Below are 25229 nucleotides of genomic sequence, written 5' to 3' on the forward strand. Positions count from 1 at the left end.
GAGGTGCTAGTGCCCTTTATCGGGCGTGGGGGTTCAAGTCCCCCCTCGGACACCACACGGAAGTGCCGGTCGATCTCGCATCGACCGGCACTTCCCGTTGTCCACATCCGGCGTCCTGCGTGTCCGGCGGGTGCTGCGCGGCCCCTACCCGGCCGAGCCCTACGCCTCGCCCCGACCCCTCTTCCGCGCCACCACCAGCCTGCAGTGCGGGCTGCCGTCCGCCCGTCGGCCCAGGGGCTCGATCGGGGTGAGGGTGACCTCGAAGCCCGTCTCCTCCAGGCGGGCGCGGACGTCCGCGAGGCGGAAGGTGCGGTAGTACATGACGAACGGCGGGCGCCAGACGGCGTTTCTCAGGCGCATCGCCGCGTCGAAGCCCCACAGGGTCCAGTAGAGGCGGGAGCCGACCGGGGGCGGGGCCGGGAGGGGGAAGGCGAAGGTGCCGCCGGGGCGCAGGGCGGCGTGGACCTGGGCGAAGAGGGTGCGCTGGTCGGCGGGGAGGAAGTGGCCGAAGGCGCCGAAGCTGACCGCCAGGTCGAAGACCGGCGCGAACGGCAGGGCCAGGGCGTCGGCGCGGACCAGGTCGGCGGTCGGGTGCGCGTCGCGGGCCCGGGCCAGCATGCCCGTACTGAAGTCGACTCCCGTGACGCGGCCCGCGCAGACCGAGCGGAGGACGCCGAGTCCGGCGCCGGTGCCGCAGCAGACGTCGAGGCCCGAGTCGAAGGGGCCGAGCGTCTCCAGGGTGTCGGCGACCGCGGTCAGCAGCCGGTCGGAGGTCCGGAAGGGGGTCGCGTCGAACTTGTCCGCGAGCAGGTCGTAGCCGTGCTCGACCGAGGAGAGGGCCTGGACGGTCAGCTCGCGGAGGCTGGGACCCTGCGGGGTGAACATGGCATCGAGCTTAGGCCGTCTCTTCCGGATCTTGCCTGACCCGCGACGCCCGGCACCGCACCTCGCCGCGTTGTCGGGCTCGCCCAAGGACGTCCAGCAATCGGGCGACCCTCCGCCTTGCGATGTACGGCACCAGACGCCGCGGGCTCAACCGGCAAGATCCGAAAGAGACGGCTCAGCCGGATCGCGGTGACCCTTCCGCCACGCACCGTACGTGTCAGAGCGCGCTGCGTACCGGTGGCGCGGGCCACGACGGGGCGATGCCCGTCAGCTGGCAGACGAGGAGGTAGAGGGGGATCGGCGGGGTGTAGGGGGAGGTGCCGTCGGGGTGGTGGATCAGGCGGGGGCCTCGGTCCGGGATCTCGGCGCCGCGGGCGTAGCAGGCGGGCAGCGGCCAGGTGAGGTCGTGGTCGGAGCCGGCGGGGACGAGCCACCACCACCAGTCGGAGTCGGCGTAGATGCAGCCCTTGGCGGGGAGCCGGGAGAGGATCTTGAAGCCGAAGCGGGCGGGGACGCCGACGGCGTCGCAGCCGAGGCCGGTGTGGAGTCCGACGGGGACGGTGAGGCGGGTGGCGCCGAGTTCTCCCGGCCGGGTCCGGGTGCGGTGGGTTTCCGGTGAGCGGCGCTGGGGCGGTACGGCGGCGGTGTCGGGGGACCTGAGGCTGCGCGGGATGATGCGGAGGGACCTCAGCACGGTTCCCCCATGCCGTGGGCGAGTTCCGCCCAGACGATCTGTGCGGTGCCGTGGCCGGTGCGGTCGGCGCCCCAGGCGCTGCAGAGGGCGTCGACGATGAGGAGGCCGCGGCCGCGTTCCTCCTCGCCGCAGTCGCGTATCCGCGGTCCGGCGGGTCCGCCCTCGTCGCGCACGGCTATCCGGAGGGTCTCCTCGCCTTCGCGGAGTTCGCAGACGATGCGGTCGCTCGCGGTGTGCACGACGGCGTTGGTGACGAGCTCGGAGACGACGAGGGCGACGGTGTCGCGTATCTCGGGGTCGCAGCCCCAGAGGATGAGCCGCTCTTCCGCGAGCCTGCGGGCGCGGGCGACGGAGGCGGTGAGGGCCGGCAGCTCGAAGGCGAAGCGGCGGACGGGATCGGTGTGCTGCGGTGGGCGCTGGGCCATGACCCGAGGGGCTCGAGGGCTCATGAGACCTGAGGGCTGCGCGTTACCAGAAGCCACGACCGGTTCCTCACAACAGTGGGCAGGACTGCCGTACGGCGCTGTCGCCGTGGGCATGGTGGCGCACGGCGGCAGCGTGTACTGGTTCACCGGAACACTGTCCTCCTGCGTCGGACACTTGGCAAGTGGCACTCTGAAAATTGCAGAGTGCTGTGTTCTCTCTGGCCGGGCTTCGTGGCACACTCGTCGAAACAGCGCGTCGGGGAGGTCTGAGAGTGAGCGAGCCGCGGTCCGCCCCGACGGTGGGACAGGTCGTCCTCGGAAAGCGTCTGCAGGACCTGCGCGAGCGGGCCGGCATGAAGCGGGAAGAGGCGGCGAAGATCCTTCGGGTGGCCCCGGCCACCGTCCGGCGGATGGAGACCGCCGAGGTCGCGCTGAAGATTCCGTACGTGCAGCTCCTGTTGAAGGAGTACGGGATCACGGACTCCGAGGCGGAGGGCTTCGTCGCCCTCGCGGAGGAGGCCAACCTCCCCGGCTGGTGGCAGCGGTTCCACGACGTGCTGCCCGGCTGGTTCTCCATGTACGTCAGCCTGGAGGGGGCCGCGAGCCTCATCCGGGCCTATGAACCGCAGTTCGTCCCCGGTCTGCTCCAGACCGAGGAGTACGCCCGCGCCATTCTGCGCAGCGGGGCGGTCGGTGGCGGCAGCGATGCCGGCAAGGACGAGGACGCCGAGCGCCATGTAGCCCTGCGGATGGAGCGTCAGTCCCTGCTGACCAGGGACGACGCCCCGAAGTTCTGGGTGATCATGGACGAGACGGTGTTCCGCCGACCGGTCGGCGACGGGCCCGAAGTGATGCGCGACCAGCTCGACCGGCTGCTCGAAGCGTCAGAGCTGCCGAACGTCACCCTGCAGATCGCGGAGTTCGCGTCCGGCCACCATCCCGGCACCTACGGTCCGTTCGTCCTCTTCCGCTTCGCCATGCCCGAACTCCCGGACATGGTCTACAGCGAGTACCTGACCGGCGCCGTCTACCTCGACGCGCGTCCCGAGGTGGCATCCCACCTGGAGGTCATGGACCGCATGGCGGCGCAGGCCGCGACTGCACAACGCACGAAGGAGATTCTCCGGAATCTCCGCAAGGAGCTGTGAATGGATCGCATATACAACGGCATGCCCGCCGCTGAGCTCGGTGCCGAGGGCTGGCACAAGCCGTGGAGCGGCGGGAACGGGGGCAACTGCGTGGAGGCCATGAAACTGGCCGACGGCAGAGTCGCCGTGCGACAGTCCGCAGACCCTGAAGGACCAGCGCTCATCTACACCCACGGGGAGATCGCCGCATTCATCCAGGGCGCGAAATCCGGTCAGGCTGACTTTCTCCTCACCTGACTCTTCCGCCCCGGCCGTACCGTCGCGTAACTCTTGCTGTAGCGCCACCCGTTCAACCCGACCAGGAGAGAGCCGATGACCCCGGACCCCGCATCCGTACGGATCGACACCAGCAAGCCCCATCCGGCACGGATGTACGACTGGTTCCTGGGCGGCAAGGACAACTACCCGGTCGACGAGGCGATGGCACGCCAGCTGCTCACCGTCGACGCCCGCGGGCGGGACATGGCCCGCGTCAACCGGGCCTTCATGCACCGCGCCATCCGCTGGCTCAGCGCCCACGGCGTCCGCCAGTACCTGGACGTCGGCACGGGCATCCCGACCGAGCCCAACCTGCACCAGATCGCGCAGGAGGCCGCGCCGGAGTCCCGCATCGTCTACTGCGACAACGACCCGATCGTGCTCGCGCACGCGGCCGCCCTGCTGCGCTCGACCCCGGAGGGGGCCACCGAGTACATCCAGGCGGACGCCCGCGAGCCCGAGATCATCCTCGAAAGGGCCGGAAAGGTCCTTGATTTCGACCAGCCGATCGCGCTGTCGATGCTCGCCCTGCTGCACTTCGTGGGGGACGAGGACGGCGCGTACGAACTGGTCTCCAAGATCGTCGACAAGCTCGCGCCGGGCAGCTATCTCGTCCTCTCCCATGTCACCGGGGACTTCGACCCCGAGGGCGCGGCGAAGGCGAGTGCCATGTACAAGGCGCGCGGGCTGACCCTGCGGCCCCGCTCGCGCGACGAGCTGGCCGCGTTCTTCGACGGGCTCGAGTTCGTCGAGCCCGGCGTCTCGCTCACCGCCGAATGGCACCCGGAGCTGGGCGAGCCCGTCCCGGTCCAGGGCGACGACCCCATCCCGGGGTGGGCCGCGGTGGCCCGCAAGCCCTGATCCGATCCGTACGCCGAGGGGGCCCGCCGACACCGTCGGCGGGCCCCCTTCGTCCTACTGCTCCACCAGCGTCACCAGGAAGCTCTGTGCCCGGCCGACGTTCCCGGCCGCGTCGATCGTGCGGTACTCGACGGTGTGCGTGCCGTAGTCCGGGGTCGCGTCGTCCCACGGCACCGCCCGGCTCCGGCCGAGCTTCCCGTACACGAGGTCGTCGATGACCGTGCCGCCCGGCGAGAAGCGGAACGGCGCGTCGGCGTCCGTCGGCCAGCCGTAGTACGTGTACCAGCCGTCGCCGTCCACGCGGAACTGGCTGACCACGGCGCCCTCCTGGTCGTCCCGCGCGGTCAGCCGCATCGTGAACGCGCCGTCGTACACGTACTCCACCGGGCGCCCGGGACGCCGTACCGTCCGCAGCGGCTCGGACAGTTCGTACGCGGCGGTGGCCGGGCGGGCGTCCACCGTCCAGCTCAACTCCTCCTCCGTGCCCGCGAGACGGGCCGTGAGGGTGTGGCTCCCCGGTGTGATCCGCAGCGAACGCAGGTCCAGATCACGGTCGTTGCGGCCGTCCGTCGCGACCTGGCTCCCGTCCAGGAGCCAGCGCAAGGCGGGGGTGGCGTCCGCCGCGTGGGTGGTGTCCGCGTGGACGACGCTCCGGGCGCCGACGGGGGACCCGGTCGGGGTGTGCCCGGTGAAGCCGGGGTCCTCCGGGCTCCGTACGGTGGTCAGCGAGGGGTCCACCCTCCACGTCACCGTCCGGGTGAGCGCCGTCGAGGCGCGGACCGCAGGGTCGCGGACGAAGGGCGTCGGGTCGGTGACCGTCGCCGTCAGAGTGTGCGCGCCCGGGGAAACCGACAGTCCGCGCAGGTCGACGGTGCGGGCGCCGCGGGTGTCGAGGGTCCGCCCGTCCAGCTTCCAGGTGACGGCGAGCGCACCGCCCACCGGGTGCAGGGTGTCCACCCACACCGTGCGGTCCGCGCCGATCGGCGCCGAGTTCGGGGTGTGGTCCTGGACCAGGTTCACCTTCGCCGAGATCGCCCGGACCATCACCTCCCGCTCCACCTGGTCGAAGGAGTAGCCGAGGGTCTTCATGATGGAGTGCCGGCTCGGCCGCCAGACGCCCTTCGTGCTGTACATGCCGCCCTCGTGGCGGCCGATGACCCCGCCGGACTCGCTCTCCTCGCCGAGCCAGCGCCACCACTTGGCCCGCTGCTCCCGCATCTGGTCCTCCGTCAGGAGCGTGTGGTGGACGGAGGAGGGTTCCGGGCCTTCGTAGGTCCCGCCGGGGACCCCGCGCGCGTAGTAGTCGTACTCGTCCTGGAGGCCGCCGAGCGAATGCCCTATCTCGTGCGGGGTGATGAGCGAGGAGAGCGCGTTGCCGCCGGAGGCCGTGGCGTAACTCCCGCCCGCGCCGCCGTAGGTGTCGCTGTGGGCGAGGGCGACGATCTGGCGGTTGGCGGCGCTCGTGCCGGGGACGAGGTCGGCGAGCGCGCCGGCCTTCCGGCTGTCGACGGTGAGCAGCCGCTGCACGCTGTCCGGATCGCAGCCGCCCCAGAAGCCCATGTCGAGCGCCGTGTCGCGGGCGGGGGCCGTGAGCCCCGGGTCGCAGTCCACCCCGGACTCCGCCGAGGGGACCTCCACCGCCCACACGTTGATGTAGGAGCGGTAGGAGGCGAAGGGCTCGATGCTCCACAGGGTGTTCAGATGCCGTTCCAGATCCGCCCGGAAGGCCGGCATCTCCGCCGCGGTGTAGCCGTCGCCCAGGAACACCAGGTTGAACCGGCGGTCGGCGGGCCCGGTGGTCTGTACGGGGACGACGGCCGGCCCCTCGCCGGACGTGGGTGTCCCGGCGGCCGCCGGCGCCGTTCCCAGCAGCCCGGCGGCCAGCAGACAGACCGCGGCGAGGCGCGCCGCGGCACCTCGAACTCCCTTGCGCTGTGAGGTCATGGGGCGCGAGCCTAGGCCGCGCCCCCTGCCCCGTAAAGATGTTCGTCAGCCGTCTGTTCGCCGCCCGGTCGTCTCAGCGTCGCAGCCAGGCAAGGCCGGGGTGCTCCGCCGTGTAGCCCTCCACCAGACGGCGCGCCACCGCCACCGAGTCCACGAGGGGGTGCAGCGCGAAGGCCTTGACGGCCGTCGCCCGCGAGCCGCTCTCCACGGCGGCGAGGACCTCGCGCTCCACCGCCTTGACCGCGGTCACCAGACCGACGGCGTGGTACGGCAGCGGCGCCACCGACACCGGATGGGCGCCGTTCGCGTCCACGAAGCACGGCACCTCGATCACTGCGTCCGCGTCGAGCACGGAGAGCGTCGAGCCGTTGCGCACGTTGAGGATCAGGGTCGTCCGCTCGTCCCGGGCGATCGCCCGCATCAGCGCGAGCGCCACCTTCTCGTAGCCGCCCGACTCCAGGTCCTCCTCGTCCCGGTCACCGATCCCGGCGGCTTCCCGGTTGGCGGCCATGTACGTGGCCTCGCGGTCGGCGAGCGTACGGTGCCAGGCGGCGAGCGCGGCCGTGTCGGGCTTGCTCATCTCCTCGTAGAACGCGCCCTGCTGGTCGCGCAGATACGTCCCGCGCGTCCGCTCGGCCGTCCGGTAGGCGTGGACCGCCTCCCGGTTGAAGTAGTAGTAGTGCAGGTACTCGTTGGGGATCGCGCCCAGCGAGCGCAGCCACTCCGGGCCGAAGAGCCGGCCCTCCTCGAAGGAGCCGAGCTTCTCCTCGTCGTCGAGCAGCCGCGGCAGCACGTCCTGTCCGCCGACCCGCAGCCCGCGCAGCCAGCCCAGGTGGTTGAGGCCCACGTAGTCGATCCAGGCCTCGTCCGGGTTCGCGCCCAGGATGCGGGCGACCCGGCGGCCGAGGCCCACGGGGGAGTCGCAGATGCCGACGACCCGGTCGCCGAGCACCCGGGACATCGCCTCCGTGACCAGTCCCGCCGGGTTGGTGAAGTTGATGACCCAGGCGTCGGGGGCGAGTTCGGCGATCCTCCGGGCGATGCGTACGGCCACGGGAACGGTCCGCAGTCCGTACGCGATGCCGCCCGCGCCCACCGTCTCCTGACCGAGCACGCCTTCGGCGAGCGCGATCCGCTCGTCGGCCGCGCGGCCCTCCAGACCGCCGACCCGGATCGCGGAGAACACGAAGTCCGCCCCGCGCAGCGCCTCGTCCAGGTCCGTCGTCGCCGTCACCGCCGGCGCGTCCCGCACCCCCTCCGCCTGGTCCGCGAGGACCCGGGCGATGGCCGACAGCCGCCCCTCGTCGAGGTCGTACAGGGTGACGTGCGTGACCCGCCCCTCGGCGTGGTCGCCGAGCAGGGCTCCGTACACCAGCGGCACCCGGAATCCGCCGCCTCCGAGAATCGTCAGTTTCATGCCCGTACGCTACTCGGACGGGCCCGCTGAGCAGCGCGATTCCGGGCCGCCGTCCACGGCGGCGTCCACATGCCGGGCGTCCGCCGCGCGCGGCGGGTGGGGGACAATGGCGCCATGTCCCGACGCAAGACCCGCCCCCGCACGTCCCCGGCCGCCGCCGCACCCGCCGTGACCGCGGCCTCGCCCTGCCCCTGCGGACTCGACGCCGCGTACGGCGCGTGCTGCGGCCGGTTCCACTCGGGCGCCGGCACCGCGCCGACCGCCGAGCTGCTCATGCGCTCGCGCTACAGCGCCTTCGTCGTCCGCGACGAGGCGTATCTGCTGCGCACCTGGGCACCGGAGACCAGGCCGGGCGAGGTCGACTTCGATCCGGGGATGCGCTGGGCAGGCCTGGAGATCGAGGAGACCGGTCAGGGCACCGCCTTCCACCAGCAGGGCACCGTCACCTTCACCGCACGCTACGTCCACGACGGCGACCCGGGCACGCTGCACGAGCGGAGCCGCTTCGCCCGCCACGAGGGCGCGTGGGTGTACGTGGACGGCGACTTCCTCGACTGAGGGTTTCAGCGCCGCGACGAAAGCGCCTGGGTGTACGTGGACGGCGACTTCCTGGACTGACGGTTCAAGCGGCGGTTCAGCGCGCTCCCACGCCCGCCGTCACCCGCCCGCGGGGCAGACCGCTCGCGAGGTCCTCGGCGACGATCTTCTTGGCGATGGCGTCGGTCGCCACGCGCAGCTCGGGTCCGCTGGGGCGGCCGCGCTCCTGCGCGACGACGTCGGAGAGCCACTCGCCCCACGCGTGGGTGATGACGTCCGCCTCGCGCTTGCCGGCCGGCGTGTGCGAGAGCAGGTTGCCGTCACGGGTGAGGTAGCCCTCGTCGACCATCCGGTCGAAGACCGGCAGGAGCACCTCGGGCGGCACTCGCCGGCCGGCCGAGATCAGGCCGAGGCTCGCGTGCCCGACCGTCCGCGTGAAGAGCTCGACCTGCATCACCGCCCAGGCCCCGGCCGTGTCGAGCCGGGTGTCGGACGCGGAGACGATCGCCCGTGCCGTCTCGTAGTCGGTGCGGCGCAGGATGCGGCCGACGGCCAGTTCGAGGAGCTTCTCCGAGTCGCCGGACATGGTGGGGGAGCCGAAGCCCTCGCCCATGTCGGGGGCGGCGGAGCGGGCCGAGTCGCGCAGCTCCACCTGCTTGAGGAAGAGGGCGACGACGAAGCCGACGGCGGCGACCGGCACCGTCCAGAGGAAGACGGTGTGCAGGGTGTCCGCGTAGGCCTGGACGATCGGCTCGGCGATCCGGTCCGGGAGTCTGTGCAGGCCCGCGGGGCTCTGCGCGGCCTGCGGGATCACGGCCGGGTTCACGCCGAGGCTCCTGGCGATGGTGCCGGCCTCGACGACGCCCGACGCGAGGTTCGGCTTGAGGGAGTTGGCGTAGATCGTGCCGAAGACGGCGGTGCCGAAGGAGCTGCCGAGGGTGCGGAAGAAGGTGACGCCGGAGGTGGCGGTGCCGAGGTCGGCGTAGTCGACGGTGTTCTGCACGGCGATCGTCAGGACCTGCATGCACAGGCCGATGCCGACGCCCAGCACGAACATGTACAGGGACTCAAGCCCGGTGCCGGTGTCGGGCCCCATGAGGGAGAGCAGGAAGAGGCCGACGCCCATCACCAGACAGCCGACGATCGGGAAGATCCGGTAGCGGCCGGTCTTGCTGACGACGTTGCCGCTGAAGATGGACGCGATCAGCAGGCCGATGACCATGGGGAGGGTGCGGATGCCGGACATCGTGGCCGATTCCCCGTCGACGTACTGCAGATAGGTCGGCAGGAAGGTCATGGCGCCGAGCATGGCGAAGCCGACGACGAAGCTGAGCACGGAGCAGACCGTGAAGACGGGGTTCCCGAAGAGCCGCATGGGCAGCATGGGTTCGGCCGCCCGGGTCTCGACCCAGCAGAACAGGCCCAGGGCGACGAGGCCGCCCGCGAAGAGCCCGATGATCACGCCGGAGTCCCAGGCGTACTCGTTGCCGCCCCAACTGGTCGCGAGGATCAGGGCGCTGGCTCCCGCGGCGACGAGCGCGATGCCCGCGTAGTCGATGACCGGCCGGCTCGCGGACCGGACGGAGGGGATCGTGCGGGCGGCGGCGATGACGACGAGGATCGCGATGGGGACGTTGACGTAGAACGCCCAGCGCCAGCTGAGGTGGTCGGTGAACAGACCGCCGAGGAGCGGGCCGATGACGGTCGAGACGCCGAACACGGCGCCGATCGCGCCCTGGTACTTGCCGCGTTCGCGCAGCGGGATCACATCGGCGATGAGCGCCATCGAGGTGACCATGAGGCCGCCGGCGCCGATGCCCTGCAGTCCGCGCCAGACGATGAGCAGGGTCATGTTGGTGGCGAGGCCGCAGAGGAACGAGCCGGTGATGAAGACGACCGCGGAGATCTGGAAGATCACCTTGCGGCCGAAGAGGTCGCCGAACTTGCCGACGAGGGCGGTCGCGACGGTCTCGGCGAGGAGGTACGAGGTGACCACCCACGACATGTGGGCGGCGCCGCCCAGGTCCGAGACGATCGTGGGCAGGGCGGTGCCGACGATCGTCTGGTCGAGGGCGGCGAGAAGGACGCCCAGCATGATCGTGCCGAAGACGATGTTGCGGCGGCGGCTGTCGAGCACGGGTGGCTCGGTGGCGGCCGAGGGCGCGGGCGCTGCGTCGCTGGTCGTGGTCACTCTCGCAGCGTCACATCGCCGCCGCCCTCACGCATGCGAGGGACGGCCGAACAGGTGTACCCGGTGCGTGTCCCGTCAGGGGGTGACGGGCAGTCGGGGGTGGTGCTTGGCCAGGATCTTGTTGGCCCGCGCGAGGGCGGCGAGGGCGTGCTCGCGGTCCGCCCGGTCCTCCGCGCAGAGCGGTCCCCGGAACCGGTACACCTCGCGCGCCGCGCAGTCCGCGTCGACCTCCGCCTGGAGGACGTGGAGCGGCAGGCAGGCGCCGATCATCGCGGCCACGCTGTCGGGGATCGGGACGGGAACGAGGCGCGAGGGCGAGGTGATCACGGGTCAGTCCTAGTCGGTCCGGGGAGGGTACGGAAGGGTCTCCTCTCCATACGTACCGGATCGCGGTACGGGTTCCGGTACGGAGATGTCGCGGCCCGGCAACGACAGAGCGGGCCACCGGAGGAGCCGCGGACCCCCACGGCGCGGCGCCGTGGCGAGCGGCCCGGGCGTTCCCGCAGGTACGGGGCCGGGCGGCGGCCGCCGCAGGGTGCACGGCCTCCGCGCACCGCCCGGAAGCCCGGCGCGGACGCGGGCGGTTCGGGCATGCCGAATGTGTGGCATCTCACGTTGCGCCCGAGCGGTCTCTCCGGACGAAGTCAGCCCCTACGCGAAGATCTCGGCCAGGTCGTACGAGACGGGCTCGTCCAGCTGTCCGTAGCCGCAGGACTCCGGCGTCCGGTCCGGGCGCCACCGCTTGAACTGCGCGGTGTGGCGGAAGCGGTCGCCCTCCATGTGGTCGTAGCCGACCTCGCAGACCCGCTCCGGCCGCAGCGCCACCCACGACAGGTCCTTCTTGCCCGACCAGCGGCTCGGGGCACCCGGCAGCCGGGCCCCCTCGTGGGCCGCCTCGTCCGTCCAGGCCGCCCAGGGGTGCCCCTCCGGGGGGTCCATCCGCAGCGGTTCCAGCTCCTCGACGAGCTGGGCGCGGCGGACGGCGGTGAAGGCCGCGCACACGCCGACGTGCTGGAGGACGCCCCGGTCGTCGTACAGACCGAGCAGCAGCGAACCGACCACGGGACCGCTCTTGTGGAAGCGGTATCCGGCCACGACTACGTCGGCGGTCCGCTCGTGCTTGATCTTGTACATGAGACGGGCGTCCGGCCGGTACGGCAGGTCGAGCGGCTTGGCGATCACCCCGTCGAGCCCGGCGCCCTCGTACTGGTCGAACCAGCGCGCGGCGAGCTCGGGGTCCCGGGTCGCCGGCGCCAGGTGGACCGGCGCGTCCACCCCGTCGAGGACCCGCTCCAGGGCCTCCCGACGCTCGCTCAGCGGGGTGTCGAGCAGCGCGTCGTCCCCGAGGGCGAGCAGGTCGAAGGCGATGAACCGGGCCGGGGTCGTCTCCGCGAGCATCCGTACCCGGGAGTCCGCCGGATGGATCCGCTCGGACAGCCGGTCGAAGTCGAGCCGCCCCTCGTGCTCGATCACGATCTCCCCGTCGACGACGCAGCGCTCCGGCAGCCGGGCCGCGAGCGCCTCGACCAGCTCGGGGAAGTAGCGGGTGAGCGGCTTGCCCGTACGGCTGCCGATGACGAGCTCCGGCCCGTCCCGGTGCACGATCGCGCGGAAGCCGTCCCACTTCGCCTCGTACTGCATGCCGGGCGGGATCCGCTTCACGGACTTGGCGAGCATCGGTTTCACGGGCGGCATCACCGGAAGATCCATGGGGTGATTGTCCGGTATGCGGGAGTTGTCGGCGAGCCCTAGGCTGACCGGCATGGCAGGCAAGGCGGCAGCGGTGGAACTCGAAGTCGGCGACCGGACCGTACGGGTCTCCAACCCCGACAAGGTGTACTTCCCCGAGCCCGGCTACACCAAGATGGACCTCGTCCGGTACTACCTGGCCGTCGGCGACGGGGTCACCCGCGCCCTGCGGAACCGGCCCACCACCCTGGAGCGCTACCCCGACGGGGTGACCGGCGAGTCCTTCTTCCAGAAGCGGGCGCCGAAGTACCTGCCCGACTGGATCCCCACCGCGCACATCACCTTCCCCAGTGGCCGCTCGGCCGACGAGATGTGCCCCACCGAGCCGGCGGCCGTGCTCTGGGCGGCCAACCTCGGCGCCGTCACCTTCCACCCCTGGCCGGTGCGCCGCGAGGACACCGACCACCCCGACGAGCTGCGCATCGACCTCGACCCGCAGCCCGGCACGGACTACGCCGACGCCGTCCGCGCCGCCCACGAGCTGCGTGCCGTCCTCGACGAGCACGGACTGCGCGGCTGGCCGAAGACCTCGGGCGGCCGGGGCCTGCACGTCTTCGTGCCGATCCTCCCCGAGTGGACGTTCACCCAGGTCAGGCGGGCGGCGATCGCCTGCGGCCGGGAGCTGGAGCGGCGGATGCCGGACCGGGTCACGATCAAGTGGTGGAAGGAGGAGCGCGGCGCGCGGATCTTCGTCGACTACAACCAGACGGCCCGGGACCGCACGATCGCCTCCGCCTACTCCGTGCGCCCCCGCCCGCACGCCCCCGTCTCGGCGCCGCTGCGCTGGGAGGAGATCGACGAGGCGGTGCCGCAGGACTTCGACATCAGGACGATGCCCGCCCGGTACGCGGAGGTCGGCGACGTCCACGCGGACATGGACGACGAGCGGTTCAGTCTGGAGTCGCTGCTCGAACTGGCCCGCCGGGACGAGGCGGAGCACGGTCTGGGAGACCTGCCGTACCCGCCGGAGTACCCGAAGATGCCGGGCGAGCCGAAGCGGGTCCAGCCGAGCCGGGCGAAGAAGGAGTCCACGGAGGAGTGAGGGGCCGGTGCGCCTCCGGGTGGGCGTCACCGGCCCTCGCCGTTCACTCTAAAACAACACGAACGGTCGTGCTAGCATTTTTCTGTATCGAGGACGCCTCCAGATCCAGGACGCCCTCCGTACCCTGGACGACCGAGGAGATCCGCCGTGTACCCGATGGCTCCGCTCATCCGCACCGCCCTGAACACCACCGCACGCGTCGCCCCCGGCCCCGCCGGCCGCTGGGCCTTCCAGCTCTTCGTCCGCCCGCTCGGCAGGGCGAGGGTGAGGCCGGAGGAGCAGGCGCTCCTCGCCGCCGCCCGCACCGGGACCCTCCGCGTCCGGGGCAAGGAGGTCGTCACGTACGCCTGGGGCGACGGCCGGCGGCCCGTCCTCCTCGTCCACGGCTGGTCCTCCCGCGCCTCACGGCTCGGCGCCTTCGCCGAGGCTCTGCTCGCACGCGGGTACAGCCCGGTCGCCTTCGACGGACCCGGCCACGGGGGGTCCTCCGGCAAGGCCACCAACATCGTCGAATACCGGGAGATCATCCGGGAGTTGCACGCCCGGCACGGCGATTTCGAGGCCGTCGTCGCCCACTCCTTCGGCGTCCTCGCCTCCCTCTTCGCCCTCCGCGACGGCGTCCGCACGGCCCGCTTCGTGGGCCTCGGCGGCGTCGGCTCCTTCGCCATGCTCATGGAGGGCTTCCGGGCCGGACTCGGCCTGGACCAGCGGGTGGTGCGGGCCATGCGCCGGTACGTCGAGGGGCGCCTCGCCCCCGGCGAGCCGGGCGTCTGGGACCGCTTCGGCGCCGACCACGCCCCGGACGAACTCGGCGCGCCCGTCCTGCTGTTCCACGACGAGGGCGACGACATGGTGCCCCTGGCCCACGCGCGGTTCCTCGCCCGGGCGCACGGCGAGCGGGCCCGGCTCGTCGTCACCCGGGGCCTCGGCCACCGGCGCATCCTCACGGACCCGGAAGTCGTGGCCGACGCGGTGGATTTCGCGACCGCCGGCTCCGGCCGGGCGGCGGAGCCGGCGGTCATGGCACACGAGGGCTGCAGCCCCCTGGCGTAGGGGGTGAAGGGTTCGGCTCAGCTCTCGTCGGCGAGCGCCGCCCGGCCCGTGTCCGTGGCCGAGGCGAGCAGCCGGGCGGTGATGCCCCGCTCGGCCCGGGCGTACGAGCCGGGGTCGCCGAACAGGACGGACTGCGCGTTGGCCGCCTCCATGAGGGCGATCACCTCGAAGGCCAGCTGCTCCACGTCCAGGTCCTCGGTGAACTCCCCGACGGCGCGCGCCTCCGTCAGGGCGTCTTCCACGTACGCGGTCCAGTCCCGGCGGGTCCCCGCGACGGCGTCGTGCACCGGGCCCGTGCGGGCGTCGAACTCGGCCGAGACCGCGTAGAAGAAGCAGCCGCCCGCGAAGACCCGCTCCGAGGAGTACGCGAGCCAGTTCCGGCACAGCTCACGGACCCGCCGCGCACCCGGCGGCAGATCCTTCAGCGGGGTGACGACACGGTCGGCGAAGACGGCGACGGCGGCCCTGACGGTCGCGAGCTGCAGCTCCTCCTTGGAGCCGAAGAGGGCGAAGACACCGCTCTTGCTCAGCTCCAGCTCGGTCGCGATCCGTCCCAGGGACAGGCCTTCGAGGCCCTCCACCGATGCGATGTCCATCGTCCGGCCGAGGACGAGCCGCCGGGTCTGGTTGCCCCGCTCGACGCGTCCGTCGGTCTTGGTGCCGGTGCCGCTTCCGGTGTTGCCGCTCATGCCCCCATCGTACTGAACGCACGACCGTGCGGAAATCTTCGCGCTCCGGGGGCTACCCCGCCCGCTCTGCCGGGTCCCGCCGCTCCCCGGGGGCGAGCAGCAGCACCTCGAGGGCCCGCGCGCAGGCCCGAGCCTGGGCCACGTACCAGTCGAGCCGCGCGTCCGTGATCAGCTCCGGGGTCGCGCGGACCGCCAGCGCGAACCGGGCGTGCCCCGTCCGCTCCAGGACCGGCACGGCCACCGTCCGCACCCCGTGCGCCGACTCGCCGTCGTTGAGGGCGTACCCCGCCTCCCGTACCCGCGCCAACTCGACTGCCAAGGCAGGCGGTTCGACGATCGTCCGCTCCGTGAACGCGTACAGCGGCGGCAATGAGCGCGGGCCGCCCTCACCCGCACGCGGCCAGGCGAGCAGCACCTTCCCGAGCGCCGTCGAATGCAGCGGCCGGCGCAGCCCCACCTTCGGCGTCACCGAACCGCCCGCCACGATCACCGCGTGCGGACCGCTCCGCAGCGCCAAGTCCGCCGTCGCGCCGGTCCGTTCGGCAAGGTCGGACAGCTCGGGCGCCGCCAGGTGGAGCCCCCGCTGGTGGTACGAGAGACGGCCCAGCTCGGTCATCGCCGGCCCGAGCCGGTAGCGGGCGGTCCTGGCGTCCTGCTCCAGGAAGCCCGCACCGAGCAGCGTGCGGGCCAGACGGTGCGCCGTCGAAGTGGAGAGCCCGAGCCGGCGCGCGAGGTCGGAGGCGCTCAGGTCGGGGCCGTTGTCGTGGAAACAGTGCAGCACGTCCAGTGCGCGGCGGACCGCCTGGGCGCCCGCCGGGGGTCGGACGATGCCGGCCTCGGTCGTCATAGGGTTCGCTCCCCGTGGGTGATCGGGCTCCCACGCTCCCACATGGCGGGAGCCGAATCAGGCCCCCGGCGGGGTCGGAAACACCGTGTTCACAAGCAATCCCACATGGTGGGAGACGAGTTGTGGGCGGCGGAAGAGGCGTGGCAAGGTTCCGGCCGACACCACGGCGCCAGCGAGTCGGAAGGAGCAGGCCGGCGATGAACGCACGACACGTACCGCTCGCCCTCACCCGGCGCCGCCACATCGACCTGGCCCGCGTCACCGGCACAGGCTGTCGCTGACGCCGGCGGTCGCCGACGCGCCGCCGCTCTCCCCGGCCGTGCCCGGTCCTCCGTGACGTAGAGAGCGCCACGCGCCTGCGACCACCCGGTCCGACCTCCCCGCGGAGATCTTCCACCGCGCCGGCGAGGCCTTCGACCACAAGGGGAGGTTCTACGACCTCAAGGGCGCCGGGGCCTCCCTCCGCGACTTGCGCCCCGTCCAGGGGCCGCACGTCCCGCGACTGGACCACGTCCGGGCCCGGGCCGCCGCCCACGGGCGGATCCTCCGCATCGGCCTCCGCCTCCACCTCATCGTCCGGGACACCGAGAACGAGGCCTGGGCCGCGGCCGACCGGCTCCTCGATGTCACCAGCGAGGCGAAGTGCGCCCGGCAGCTCGGGGAGCGGGCGGGCGAGGACGGTGTCCGCTGGCTGCGCCAGTTCCGCCAGCACGGCGGCAAAGTCCCGGCCCGGGCCCGCGAGCTGGAGACCCACCCGAACCTGTGGCCCGGCATCAGCCTGTTCCGGCCCGGCCCCGGCACGGCCGTCGTGGGCTCCACGGACCAGGTCGTGGAGCGCTTCAAGGAGTACCAGGAGCTGGGAGTGGACACTCCTGTCCGGGAACCCGCTCCTGGAGGAGGCGTACCGAGTGGCCGAAACGGTCCTCCCGGCGCTGGGCGTCACCCGCTGAGGTCGAACACGCCCCACTCCGTGAACGGCTCGGCCTGCACGTAGACCCTGCTCCCTCGCCCGACGACCCGCCGCCGGCCGAGGGGAGCACCGTCGGGCGCGGTGAGCACGCCGGTTCCGCCCACCTCGACGGAGGTCTCGGTGAGCCCTCCGTACACGATCCGGTCGCGCTCCTCGCCGTAGCCGCCGACGAAGGCGACCCACCCCTCGTGGACGGCGACCGCGTGGGCGCCCCGCACGGTGTTGGCCCGCACCTTCACCGGCAGGCCAGGCCGGATCTCCAGCAGCGGGAAGTCGGTGTACGGGCAGGCCCAGGCGACGGCGCCGGAGACGTTCAGGGCGTAGCAGTCCATGATCCATCCGGCGCCGGGGACGTCCTCGGACGCCCAGCGGAGCTCCCCGGCGGCGCTCCAGCGGCGGATGCCGTCCGGGTTCTCGTCGAAGTGCCCGACCCAGATGTCGCCGGTCCTGTCGACGAGCATGTGCTCGATCGCGTCCCCGAAGGTGAAGGAGGTGGTCTCGCGGCCGAGTGCGTCGAAGACCTGTACCTGAGGTCCCTTGTCGCCCCGGCGGGAGCGGGAGGAGGCGAGGACGAACCCGCCGTCCGGCAAGCGGTCCAGGTGCGGCCACCGTGTGCGTACGGCGCCCAGTCCGGTGATCTCCACGGCACCGTCGTCGTGGACGGAGACCACGACCGCGTCGAAGGGGCGTGTGTCACCCCCGGCCTTCGGGGCATGCTCCGCGAGCAGCCAGTGGGCGGTGCCGGAGGCGTCGACGGTGCTGGTCAGGACGTGCCGGTCGTGGTGGGCGCGGGGCAGGCCGGCGTAGGGCGCGAGGGCGGTCTTCTGCACGACCGCGATCCTCGTCGAGGGCCGGCCGCGTCGCAAAGCCTTTCGGCGCGCCGCATTGATCGAACGTTGATGGCTCGTTTACGGCCCCCCGGCAAGGTGTACGGCATGCAGACCTACACGACCGTACTGACCGCCCCGGAGCCCGACATGAGCTGGCGCGAGAACGCCCTGTGCGCCCAGGCCGGGCCGGAGTTCTTCTTCCCGGCTCCCGGTTCCTCGACGCGTGAGGCGAAGCAGTTGTGCGGGGCGTGCGAGGGGCGCCTGGCGTGCCTGGAGTACGCGCTGACCCACGACGAGCGGTTCGGGGTCTGGGGCGGGCTGTCCGAGAAGGAGCGCGGGCGGCTCAAGCGGCAGGGCCGCTGAGCCGCCCCGGCGAGGGCCGGTGGCTCAGCCGGCGGCGCGGGAGGCCATCCGGGCCTTGCGGGCCGCGAGCTTCTCGTCGAACTTGCTGGCCTCGCTGTCCAGGCCGTTCATGTAGAGCCCCAGCTCCTCCTGGGCGCGCAGGCCGTCCGGGCCGAGGCCCTCGATCTGGAGGACCTTGAGGAAGCGAAGGACGGGCTGGAGGACGTCGTCGTGGTGGATGCGCATGTTGTAGATCTCGCCGATCGCCATCTGCGCCGCCGCCCGCTCGAAGCCCGGCATGCCGTGTCCGGGCATCCGGAAGTTGACCACGACGTCCCGCACGGCCTGCATGGTCAGGTCGGGGGCGAGCTCGAAGGCCGCGCCCAGCAGGTTGCGGTAGAAGACCATGTGCAGGTTCTCGTCGGTCGCGATGCGCGCGAGCATCCGGTCGCAGACCGGGTCGCCGGACTGGTGGCCGGTGTTGCGGTGCGAGATGCGGGTGGCGAGCTCCTGGAAGGCCACGTACGCGACGGAGTGCAGCATCGAGTGCCGGTTGTCGGACTCGAAGCCCTCGCTCATGTGCGCCATCCGGAACTGCTCCAGCTTGTCCGGGTCGACGGCGCGGGAGGCGAGCAGGTAGTCGCGCATCACGATGCCGTGGCGGCCCTCCTCGGCGGTCCAGCGGTGCACCCAGGTGCCCCAGGCGCCGTCGCGGCCGAAGAGGCTGGCGATCTCGTGGTGGTAGCTCGGGAGGTTGTCCTCGGTGAGCAGGTTGACGACGAGGGCGATCTTGCCGATGTCGGTGACCTTGGACTGCGACGGCTCCCAGGCCTCGCCGTCCTCGAAGAAGCCCGGGAAGTTCCGGCCGTCGGACCACGGCACGTACTCGTGCGGCATCCAGTCCTTGGTGACCTTCAGGTGCCGGTTGAGTTCCTTCTCCACGACCTCTTCGAGCGCGTAGAGCAGGCGCGCGTCGGTCCACTCCGCCGAGCTGCCGAGGTGGGGAGAGGTGAGCGTCACGGGGAACTCCTGGGGACGGAGAAGGGCATACGGGATTACCTACGGATTCGTAGGTTACGAGACCGTAGGTTAAGCCTCCGTAAGAGCGTCGGCCAAGCCCGTCCTGGCGATGTCCGGTTACGTTCCGTTATGTGTGCTGCTCCGGCGGGGTGCCGGAGACGCAGGTCACGTACCGGCCGGCACGCGACGCCCCTGCGGTCGACTACGCAGCGCAGGCGCCCGGCGCCTCAGAGCAGATGATCGGCCGCTCCGGCCTTCACCGCCGAGATGAGCGCCCGCAGCGCCTCGACGGAGTCGCTGACGTACTCGTCGGGGGAGAGGGTCGAGCCGATGTAGGCCCGGCCGGAGCCGTCGAGACCGAAGCGGAAGCAGTTGGCGCCCTCGCTGCAGAAGGCCTCGTTCCAGTCGATCGCGGCGGCGTGGGCGGTGGGGGCGTGGGTCGTGACGTTCATGGTGTGGGGGTCCTTCACAGATCCTGGGATATGGCGCGGACGAACGCGCGGGATTCGGTCGCGGACAGCGCGAGCCCGCGCAGTCGGTCCAGCAGGCCGCGGTACCGCCTCAGTTGCATGTCGGTGTCCAGCAGCAGCGAGCCGTGCGAGGAGTCGAGCTGCACGGTGTCGAGCTGTGGCACCGGCGCGGCTACGTAGGTGAACGACTGGCCCGCCCCGGGGAAACCCCCCGCGGCGAACGGGATCACGCGTACGGAGACGGTGTCCCGCTCGGTGTGATTCAGGATGTGCTCCAGCTGGGCCCGCGCGACCTTCGGCCCGCCGAACTGCATGTGTAGCGCCGCCTCGTGGATCACTGCCTCGTAACGCACCGGCCGGTCCCGGTCCAGGACCTCCTGGCGGCGCATCCGCAGGGCGAGCCGTGCCTCCAGGTCGGGTCCGGGCAGTGGGGGGACGGCGGTGTCGAAGACCGCCCTCGCGTGCTCCTCGGTCTGCAGGAGGCCGGGGATGTGGGTGGTGACCGAGGTCTCCAACTCCGAGGCGTGAAACTCCAGTTCGGCGATGTCGAGGAGGGCGGGCGGGAGCAGCCCGCGATGTTCCTCCCACCAGCCCCGGTCCCGCTCCTGGGCCATGCCGGCGAGGAGGTCGACGAGTCCGGTGTCCGGGCAGCCGTAGTTGAAGGCGAGGGTGCGGACGCGCTCGGCGCTGATCCCGAACCGGCCCGACTCGATGTTCGGGATGCGGGTGCGGTCGACGCCCAGGAGGGCGGCGGCCTGCTGGGCCGACATCCCCGACTGTTCGCGCAGTTTGCGCAGTTCGCTCCCGAGGCGCTGCTGTCGCGCGGTAGGGCTGCTCCTGGGTGGCACGCTCTGAACCCCTTTCGTTCCGTGACGCCGTGGCGCGGGAGAACCGCCGATTTCGGCCGGAATGGAGCCACTACCCGCAAGTAGTAGCACTGTGCTCCGCTCGTAGGCTACGGTCGGTAGCGCAAGTCTCACACGGGGCTACGGTGACCGTGTGCAGGTACCCCCCCCATGCACCAGGAAATGTGAGCAAACCGATGAAGGGCGCCCTGCGTTGCCTCCCGTCCGCCGCCACGGCCGGGCCCATACCTCCCGCCACGGAGAACCTCAGCTACTCGATGCTGCTCCCCGGCGGCGCCTACTGCGCGGGGCTCGCGCGGCAGGCGGTCCGCTCGCTCCTCACCCGGCACGGCCTGTCCGATCTCTGTGAGACCGCGGCACTCGCCGCCTCCGAACTCGTCTCGGCCGCCTACCGGTTCACCCCCGACCGGGAGATGATCCTGCGCGTCCGCTGGCAGTTCGAGGCCCTGCGGATCGTCCTCTACGACCAGCACCCGGCCCATTCCTCGCCGCACGCGGCCGAGGAATGCCGCGACCGCCGCAGCCGCAGCATGTGGCTGCTGGCCGCGGCGGTCGAAGCGCACGGCGGGGACTGGGGACTCGCCCCCGTCCTCACGCCGGGTGGAGGGACCAAGTCCTGGGCCTTACTCCACCACTAGTCCGTCAGACCGGGTGTCTGTCGTATCAGGCAGTCCGTCGGATCAGGTGGGGTCCGTCGGGTCGGGCAGTCCGTCGGATCAGGCTGGGCTCGGGGCCGTCCCCCTGACCTCCTCCGCCGTCGTCGGCCGCAGCTCACCGTCGAGCAGCAGCCAGCGGGTCATCCCCAGCGACTCCAGGAACGCCACGTCGTGGCTCGCCACGATCAGCGCCCCCTCGTAGGCGTCGAGGGCCGCCGTCAGCTTCCGTACCGACGCCATGTCCAGATTGTTCGTCGGCTCGTCCAGCATCAGCAGCTGGGGAGCCGGCTCCGCGAGGAGCAGCGCCGCCAGCGTCGCCCGGAACCGCTCCCCGCCCGACAGAGTGCCCACGGGCTGATCCGCCCGCGCCCCCCGGAAGAGGAACCGGGCGAGCCGGGCCCTGATCGTGTTCGGCGTCGCGGCGGGCGCGAAACGGGCCACGTTCTCCACCACGCTCAGCCCGTCGTCGAGCACGTCCAGCCGCTGCGGCAGGAAGCGGAGCGGCACCCGCGCGTCCGTCTCGCCCGACAGCGGCTCCAGCTCGCCGGCGATCGTCCGGAGCAGCGTCGTCTTCCCGGCGCCGTTCCGGCCGACCAGGGCGATCCGCTCCGGGCCGCGCAGCTCGAACGCGCCGCCGACCCTGGCCCCGTAGCGCAGCTCCAGGTCCCGCAGGTGCAGGACCTCGCGGCCCGGCGGCACCGAGGTGCGCGGCAACTCGACCCTGATCTCGTCGTCGTCCCGTACGGCCTCCACGGCAGCGTCGAGCCGCTCCTTCGCCTCGGAGAGGCGCTCCGCGTGCAGCGTGCGCTGCTTGCCGGCCGTGACCTGGGCGTCGCGCTTGCGCCCGTTCGCCACGATCTTGGAGGCGACCTTGTTCTCGAAGCTCTTCTGGCCGTAGCGCTTGCGACGGGCCAACTTCATGTGGGTCTCGGACAGTTCGCGCTTCTGGCGCTGTACGTCGGCCTCGGCGACCCGCACCATCCGCTCCGCCGCCTCCTGTTCGGCGGCGAGCGCCGTCTCGTAGGCGGACCAGTTGCCGCCGTACCAGGCGACCTCGCCGTCACGGAGATCGGCGATCTGGTCGACCCGCTCCAGGAGTTCACGGTCGTGGCTCACCACGACCAGGACCCCGGACCACTTCTCCACCGCCTCGTACAGCCGGGCGCGGGCGTGCAGATCCAGATTGTTGGTGGGCTCGTCGAGCAGGAGTACGTCAGGTCGGGCGAGCAGCAGCGCGGCGAGGCGCAGCAGCACGGACTCGCCGCCCGAGATCTCGCCGACGGTCCGGTCCAGGCCGACGTGGTCGAGCCCGAGCTGGTCGAGGACGGCCCGGGCCCGCTCCTCCACGTCCCAGTCGTCGCCGATCGCGGCGAAGTGCTCCTCCGCGGGGTCGCCCGCCTCGATGGCGTGCAGGGCGGTCCGCTTGGCGGCGATGCCGAGGATCTCGTCCACCCGTCGCGAGGTGTCCAGGACGAGGTTTTGCGGAAGGTGGCCGAGCTCGCCGGTGACCCGGACCGTGCCGTCCTGCGGGGTCAGTTCGCCCGCGAGGAGCTTCAGGAGCGTGGACTTGCCGGAGCCGTTGAGCCCGACGAGGCCGGTGCGGCCGGGGCCGACGGTGAGCCGGAAGTCGTCGAAGACCTCGGTGCCGTCCGGCCAGGAGAAGGAGAGCGAGGAACAGGTGAGGAAGGTGGGGTGATGCGCCATGGAGGCCTCCCGGTCGCGTAGGCATGGAAAGGGGCAACGCGAGAGACACCGGGGCGCGGGCAGCGTGGAGAACGGCTCGTACGCCGAGGTCGAGAACGGCACACGCGGCACAGGGGGCACGCGCGGCTCGGTGTCTCGCAACCTCAGACGAGCAACGTCCTTCTCCGATCGGGTGACGACAAGGTCAGGACCGACGGTACGTCCGGGACGGAAGGAGCGGCAAACGATTTAACGGGGGTGCGCCTAGGGGCGGTCGCGGAGCAGTTCCGCCAGGCCCTGGTCCCAGTCCAGGTACTGGTGCTCGCGCCCCGCCGGGACGAGGTGCTGCGAGCGCTCCAGGAAACGTCGCAGTTCGGAGGTCCGTACATGGACCATCGCGACGCCTTCCGGGGCGTGGAACTCGACGACCGTGCGGTCGTAGCCGTACGGACGCAGACGCACGTCCCCGACGCCGGCCGGGCGCTCGACCCCCTGGACGAGGAGCTCACGCGAGAAGGCCCAGGAGACCTCGACGCCCTCCAGGGTCGCGGGCGGCGGGAAGGCCATGCTCACGGCGTACGGATCCTCACGGTCGTACCGGAGGGTGGCGGGGACGGTCTCCATCCGGGGAGCGGATGCGACCAGACGGGCTTGCACGGCCTGCTCGATGACGGCGGACAAGACCGGCTCCTCTCACGCGGGCTTCGGATCCTGTGCGTCTCCCCGACACCAGGGCACCTGACACCCCTCTAGACGAGCGAAGCGGCGGGAACGTGCACTGGGCCCCCACGTGACCTGCGTCACCGTGCGGTCAGCGATTGTCGGCGGTTCCTCGCGGGGAAGTCCGGCGGCTCGGGCACGGCGTTCTCGTGGCGGTGGTGGTACTGGAGCGCTCCCGGGGGACAGCGCCGGACGAGCTCCGCGACCCGGTCCGGCTCGGCGGCGTCGGGCAGCACCCACGGGCGCCGGGACAGGTCGAAGACCTCCGGCAGGCCGTGGACGCACTCGGCCGCGTGCAGACAGCGGCGCGGCTCGAACGTGACGGTGATGCCCTCGCCCTCGTACTCCTTGAGGCGGGGCCGGTCCTCCGTCGCACCTTCACCTTCCGTCATGCGACCCAGCCTAGGAACGCCCGGCCGGGGACGCACCCTGGACGGGGAGAGGGCCGGGGCACTAGCTTCCGGCGCCATGACGTCCATGGGGAAGACGAGACGAATGATGTCGGTGGGGCTGATCGGGGCGGCGCTCGCGCTGACCCTGGCCGCCCCGGCGCGGGCCGGGGAGACCCCCACGGCAGCGGCCGGCTGGCAGCTCACACCGACCGGCACCGACGCCCGCTTCCGAGGCCTCGCGCCGGTCGACCGCAGGACCGCGTGGGCCGCGGGCTCGAAGGGCACGGTGCTGCGCACCACCGACGGCGGCCGGAGCTGGCGAAACGTCTCGCCGCCGGGTGCGGGCGACCTGCAGTTCCGCGATGTCGAGGCCTTCGACGCCCGCCGGGCCGTCGTCCTCGCCATCGGGGAGGGCGAGGCCTCCCGCGTGCTGCGCACGGAGGACGGCGGCGCCACCTGGACCGAGTCCTTCCGCAACACCGACCCGCGCGCCTTCTACGACTGCATGACCTTCTTCGACCACCGGCACGGACTCGCCATGAGCGACCCCGTCGACGGCAAGTACCGCATCCTCTCCACCCGCGACGGCGGCCGCTCCTGGCAGGTCCTGCCCAGTGCCGGTATGCCCGACGCCCTGCCCGGCGAGGCGGGCTTCGCCGCGAGCGGCCAGTGCCTCGTGTCGGCCGGACCCCACGACGCGTGGCTCGCGACGGGCGGCGGCGCCACCGCGCGCGTCCTCCACTCCGCGGACCGCGGGCTGACCTGGACCGCCACGGAGACACCGATCCCGGCCGGCGACCCGGCCCGCGGCGTCTTCGGACTCGCCTTCCGCGACCGCACCCACGGCATCGCCGTCGGCGGCGACTACCGCCCGGACCAGCCGTCCCCGCGGGCCGGCGCGGTCTCCACCGACGGCGGCCGCACCTGGCTCCCCGCCGCCACCCCGCCGCCCGCCTACCGCTCCGGCGTCGCCTGGCTCCCGCACAGCAGGACCGCCGCGCTCGCCGTCGGCCCGACCGGCACCGACCTCACCACGGACGGCGGCCGCACCTGGCGCACGGTCGACACCGGCTCGTACGACACCGTCGACTGCACCCCGGACGGCTCCTGCTGGGCCTCGGGCGAGAAGGGCCGCATCGCCAGGCTGGCCGTCGAGGACTAGGAGGGGAGCTGCTCCCGGTACGCGGCGATCCCGTCGGCCGTCTTGGTCGCGTAGAACTCCGTGATCCGGTACGCGCACACGCCCCCGACGCTGAACGGGTCGGCCGCCGCGATCCTCTCGATCTCCGCGCGGTCGACCCCGGCGGCCAGGATCACCCCGCCGTCCCGCGGGTTCTTCCGCCCCGACGCCAGGAACACGCCCTCGGCGTACTGCGCGTCCAGCCACTCGACGTGCGCGTCGAGCAGCGCGTCCACCCGCTCGACGGGCGCGGTGTAGGTCAATTCGAGTACGAACATGATCGCCAGGCTACCCGTGCCCCGGCGACCGTTCGGCGTAGGGCCGGTCCCGCGTACGGTCCACCGGGCCAGCCGCGGGCCG

27 protein-coding genes and 1 pseudogene are annotated in these 25229 nt (G+C 72.1%); 10 read left to right on the forward strand and 18 right to left on the reverse strand.

The window, feature by feature from the left end; genetic code table 11:
- Nucleotides 1–159 precede the first annotated feature (159 nt).
- The 3 genes from ABT041_RS20175 to ABT041_RS20185 all read right to left on the reverse strand — a co-directional run bounded on the left by ABT041_RS20175 (nt 160) and on the right by ABT041_RS20185 (nt 2004).
- A complete protein-coding gene (locus ABT041_RS20175) occupies nt 160–885 on the reverse strand; it encodes a class I SAM-dependent methyltransferase (protein ID WP_351186250.1) in 726 nt (241 codons plus the stop codon).
- A gap of 217 nt (nt 886–1102) precedes the next feature.
- Nucleotides 1103–1579 (reverse strand): hypothetical protein, encoded by a 477-nt coding sequence (locus ABT041_RS20180; protein WP_351186252.1) that lies wholly within the window; start codon nt 1577–1579, stop codon nt 1103–1105.
- On the reverse strand, nt 1573–2004 hold the full coding sequence (locus ABT041_RS20185) for an ATP-binding protein (protein WP_351186254.1): 432 nt from the start codon (nt 2002–2004) through the stop codon (nt 1573–1575). Before ABT041_RS20185 ends, ABT041_RS20180 begins: the two co-directional genes overlap by 7 nt.
- A 272-nt stretch (nt 2005–2276) precedes the next feature.
- Between ABT041_RS20185 and ABT041_RS20190 the strand changes: the two genes are divergently transcribed.
- The 3 genes from ABT041_RS20190 (at nt 2277) to ABT041_RS20200 (ending at nt 4271) form a co-directional block, all read left to right on the forward strand.
- Nucleotides 2277–3152, forward strand: coding sequence for a Sco1979 family transcriptional regulator (locus ABT041_RS20190; protein ID WP_351186256.1), 876 nt, complete (start codon nt 2277–2279; stop codon nt 3150–3152).
- Nucleotides 3153–3389, forward strand: a complete 237-nt coding sequence (locus ABT041_RS20195; RefSeq protein ID WP_015037566.1) for a DUF397 domain-containing protein — start codon at nt 3153–3155, stop codon at nt 3387–3389. It abuts the gene before it with no gap.
- 75 nt (nt 3390–3464) lie between these two features.
- Nucleotides 3465–4271, forward strand: coding sequence for an SAM-dependent methyltransferase (locus ABT041_RS20200; RefSeq protein ID WP_351186259.1), 807 nt, complete (start codon nt 3465–3467; stop codon nt 4269–4271).
- Between the two features lie 54 nt (nt 4272–4325).
- Here the strand turns inward: ABT041_RS20200 and ABT041_RS20205 are convergent, their stop codons facing one another.
- Nucleotides 4326–6215 (reverse strand): M64 family metallopeptidase, encoded by a 1890-nt coding sequence (locus ABT041_RS20205; RefSeq protein ID WP_351186261.1) that lies wholly within the window; start codon nt 6213–6215, stop codon nt 4326–4328.
- A 73-nt stretch (nt 6216–6288) separates the two neighbouring features.
- Nucleotides 6289–7632, reverse strand: coding sequence for a 6-phospho-beta-glucosidase (locus ABT041_RS20210; RefSeq protein WP_351186263.1), 1344 nt, complete (start codon nt 7630–7632; stop codon nt 6289–6291).
- Between the two features lie 114 nt (nt 7633–7746).
- Here ABT041_RS20210 and ABT041_RS20215 point away from each other — a divergent pair, with 114 nt between their 5' ends.
- On the forward strand, nt 7747–8190 hold the full coding sequence (locus ABT041_RS20215; RefSeq protein ID WP_351186265.1) for a YchJ family protein: 444 nt from the start codon (nt 7747–7749) through the stop codon (nt 8188–8190).
- Between the two features lie 76 nt (nt 8191–8266).
- On the opposite strand, the gene ABT041_RS20220 is transcribed toward ABT041_RS20215, so the two are convergent.
- From ABT041_RS20220 to ABT041_RS20230, 3 genes are all read right to left on the reverse strand, one after another.
- Nucleotides 8267–10360 (reverse strand): MDR family MFS transporter, encoded by a 2094-nt coding sequence (locus ABT041_RS20220; protein WP_351186267.1) that lies wholly within the window; start codon nt 10358–10360, stop codon nt 8267–8269.
- Between the two features lie 75 nt (nt 10361–10435).
- On the reverse strand, nt 10436–10630 hold the full coding sequence (locus ABT041_RS20225; RefSeq protein WP_221518607.1) for a hypothetical protein: 195 nt from the start codon (nt 10628–10630) through the stop codon (nt 10436–10438).
- A gap of 381 nt (nt 10631–11011) precedes the next feature.
- Nucleotides 11012–12070 carry an ATP-dependent DNA ligase gene (locus ABT041_RS20230; RefSeq protein ID WP_351186269.1) on the reverse strand — a complete coding sequence of 353 codons (1059 nt, stop codon included), beginning with the start codon at nt 12068–12070 and terminating at the stop codon, nt 11012–11014.
- Between the two features lie 52 nt (nt 12071–12122).
- Between ABT041_RS20230 and ligD the strand changes: the two genes are divergently transcribed.
- Together ligD and ABT041_RS20240 are read left to right on the forward strand one after the other, a co-directional pair.
- Entirely contained in the window at nt 12123–13151 is a 1029-nt protein-coding gene (ligD, locus tag ABT041_RS20235; protein ID WP_351186271.1) for a non-homologous end-joining DNA ligase, read from the forward strand.
- A 156-nt stretch (nt 13152–13307) separates the two neighbouring features.
- Nucleotides 13308–14204, forward strand: coding sequence for an alpha/beta hydrolase (locus tag ABT041_RS20240; protein ID WP_351186560.1), 897 nt, complete (start codon nt 13308–13310; stop codon nt 14202–14204).
- A gap of 17 nt (nt 14205–14221) precedes the next feature.
- On the opposite strand, the gene ABT041_RS20245 is transcribed toward ABT041_RS20240, so the two are convergent.
- Nucleotides 14222–14893 (reverse strand): TetR/AcrR family transcriptional regulator, encoded by a 672-nt coding sequence (locus tag ABT041_RS20245; protein WP_351186273.1) that lies wholly within the window; start codon nt 14891–14893, stop codon nt 14222–14224.
- Nucleotides 14894–14945: 52 nt separating this feature from the next.
- Nucleotides 14946–15740 (reverse strand): IclR family transcriptional regulator, encoded by a 795-nt coding sequence (locus ABT041_RS20250; protein WP_351186275.1) that lies wholly within the window; start codon nt 15738–15740, stop codon nt 14946–14948.
- Nucleotides 15741–16089: 349 nt separating this feature from the next.
- On the opposite strand from ABT041_RS20250, the pseudogene ABT041_RS20255 reads away from it, so the two are divergent.
- Nucleotides 16090–16690: pseudogene (locus ABT041_RS20255) on the forward strand (LLM class flavin-dependent oxidoreductase); the annotation flags it as partial.
- On the opposite strand, the gene ABT041_RS20260 reads toward ABT041_RS20255, so the two are convergent.
- Nucleotides 16680–17540, reverse strand: coding sequence for a hypothetical protein (locus ABT041_RS20260; protein ID WP_351186277.1), 861 nt, complete (start codon nt 17538–17540; stop codon nt 16680–16682). The pseudogene ABT041_RS20255 and the gene ABT041_RS20260 sit on opposite strands and share 11 nt — an antisense overlap.
- A 105-nt stretch (nt 17541–17645) precedes the next feature.
- Between ABT041_RS20260 and ABT041_RS20265 the strand changes: the two genes are divergently transcribed.
- The gene (locus ABT041_RS20265) at nt 17646–17903 is read left to right on the forward strand and encodes a WhiB family transcriptional regulator (protein WP_052499395.1); all 258 of its coding nucleotides are present in this window, start codon (nt 17646–17648) and stop codon (nt 17901–17903) included.
- Nucleotides 17904–17927: 24 nt separating this feature from the next.
- Here ABT041_RS20265 and ABT041_RS20270 read toward each other — a convergent pair whose 3' ends face one another.
- The 3 genes from ABT041_RS20270 to ABT041_RS20280 form a co-directional block, all read right to left on the reverse strand.
- Complete coding sequence (locus ABT041_RS20270; RefSeq protein ID WP_351186279.1) at nt 17928–18902, reverse strand: acyl-ACP desaturase; 975 nt, start codon at nt 18900–18902, stop codon at nt 17928–17930.
- Between the two features lie 227 nt (nt 18903–19129).
- Entirely contained in the window at nt 19130–19354 is a 225-nt protein-coding gene (locus tag ABT041_RS20275; RefSeq protein ID WP_351186281.1) for a hypothetical protein, read from the reverse strand.
- 14 nt (nt 19355–19368) lie between these two features.
- Nucleotides 19369–20220, reverse strand: coding sequence for a helix-turn-helix domain-containing protein (locus tag ABT041_RS20280; RefSeq protein WP_351186283.1), 852 nt, complete (start codon nt 20218–20220; stop codon nt 19369–19371).
- A 182-nt stretch (nt 20221–20402) separates the two neighbouring features.
- On the opposite strand from ABT041_RS20280, the gene ABT041_RS20285 reads away from it, so the two are divergent.
- Complete coding sequence (locus tag ABT041_RS20285) at nt 20403–20876, forward strand: ATP-binding protein (RefSeq protein WP_351186285.1); 474 nt, start codon at nt 20403–20405, stop codon at nt 20874–20876.
- Nucleotides 20877–20954: 78 nt separating this feature from the next.
- Here the strand turns inward: ABT041_RS20285 and ABT041_RS20290 are convergent, their stop codons facing one another.
- The 3 genes from ABT041_RS20290 to ABT041_RS20300 form a co-directional block, all read right to left on the reverse strand.
- Nucleotides 20955–22598, reverse strand: coding sequence for an ABC-F family ATP-binding cassette domain-containing protein (locus ABT041_RS20290; RefSeq protein WP_351186287.1), 1644 nt, complete (start codon nt 22596–22598; stop codon nt 20955–20957).
- A gap of 243 nt (nt 22599–22841) precedes the next feature.
- Entirely contained in the window at nt 22842–23258 is a 417-nt protein-coding gene (ssgD, locus tag ABT041_RS20295) for a spore wall synthesis regulator SsgD (protein WP_351186289.1), read from the reverse strand.
- A gap of 119 nt (nt 23259–23377) precedes the next feature.
- Nucleotides 23378–23689 carry a (4Fe-4S)-binding protein gene (locus tag ABT041_RS20300; RefSeq protein ID WP_502976544.1) on the reverse strand — a complete coding sequence of 104 codons (312 nt, stop codon included), beginning with the start codon at nt 23687–23689 and terminating at the stop codon, nt 23378–23380.
- A gap of 76 nt (nt 23690–23765) precedes the next feature.
- Between ABT041_RS20300 and ABT041_RS20305 the strand changes: the two genes are divergently transcribed.
- Nucleotides 23766–24851, forward strand: coding sequence for a WD40/YVTN/BNR-like repeat-containing protein (locus ABT041_RS20305; protein WP_502976545.1), 1086 nt, complete (start codon nt 23766–23768; stop codon nt 24849–24851).
- Here the strand turns inward: ABT041_RS20305 and ABT041_RS20310 are convergent.
- A complete protein-coding gene (locus ABT041_RS20310) occupies nt 24848–25147 on the reverse strand; it encodes a YciI family protein (RefSeq protein WP_351186291.1) in 300 nt (99 codons plus the stop codon). The genes ABT041_RS20305 and ABT041_RS20310 overlap by 4 nt on opposite strands.
- Between the last annotated feature and the right edge of the window lie 82 nt (nt 25148–25229).

Source organism: Streptomyces sp. NPDC002825, assembly GCF_040295385.1.
Classification (GTDB): domain Bacteria; phylum Actinomycetota; class Actinomycetes; order Streptomycetales; family Streptomycetaceae; genus Streptomyces.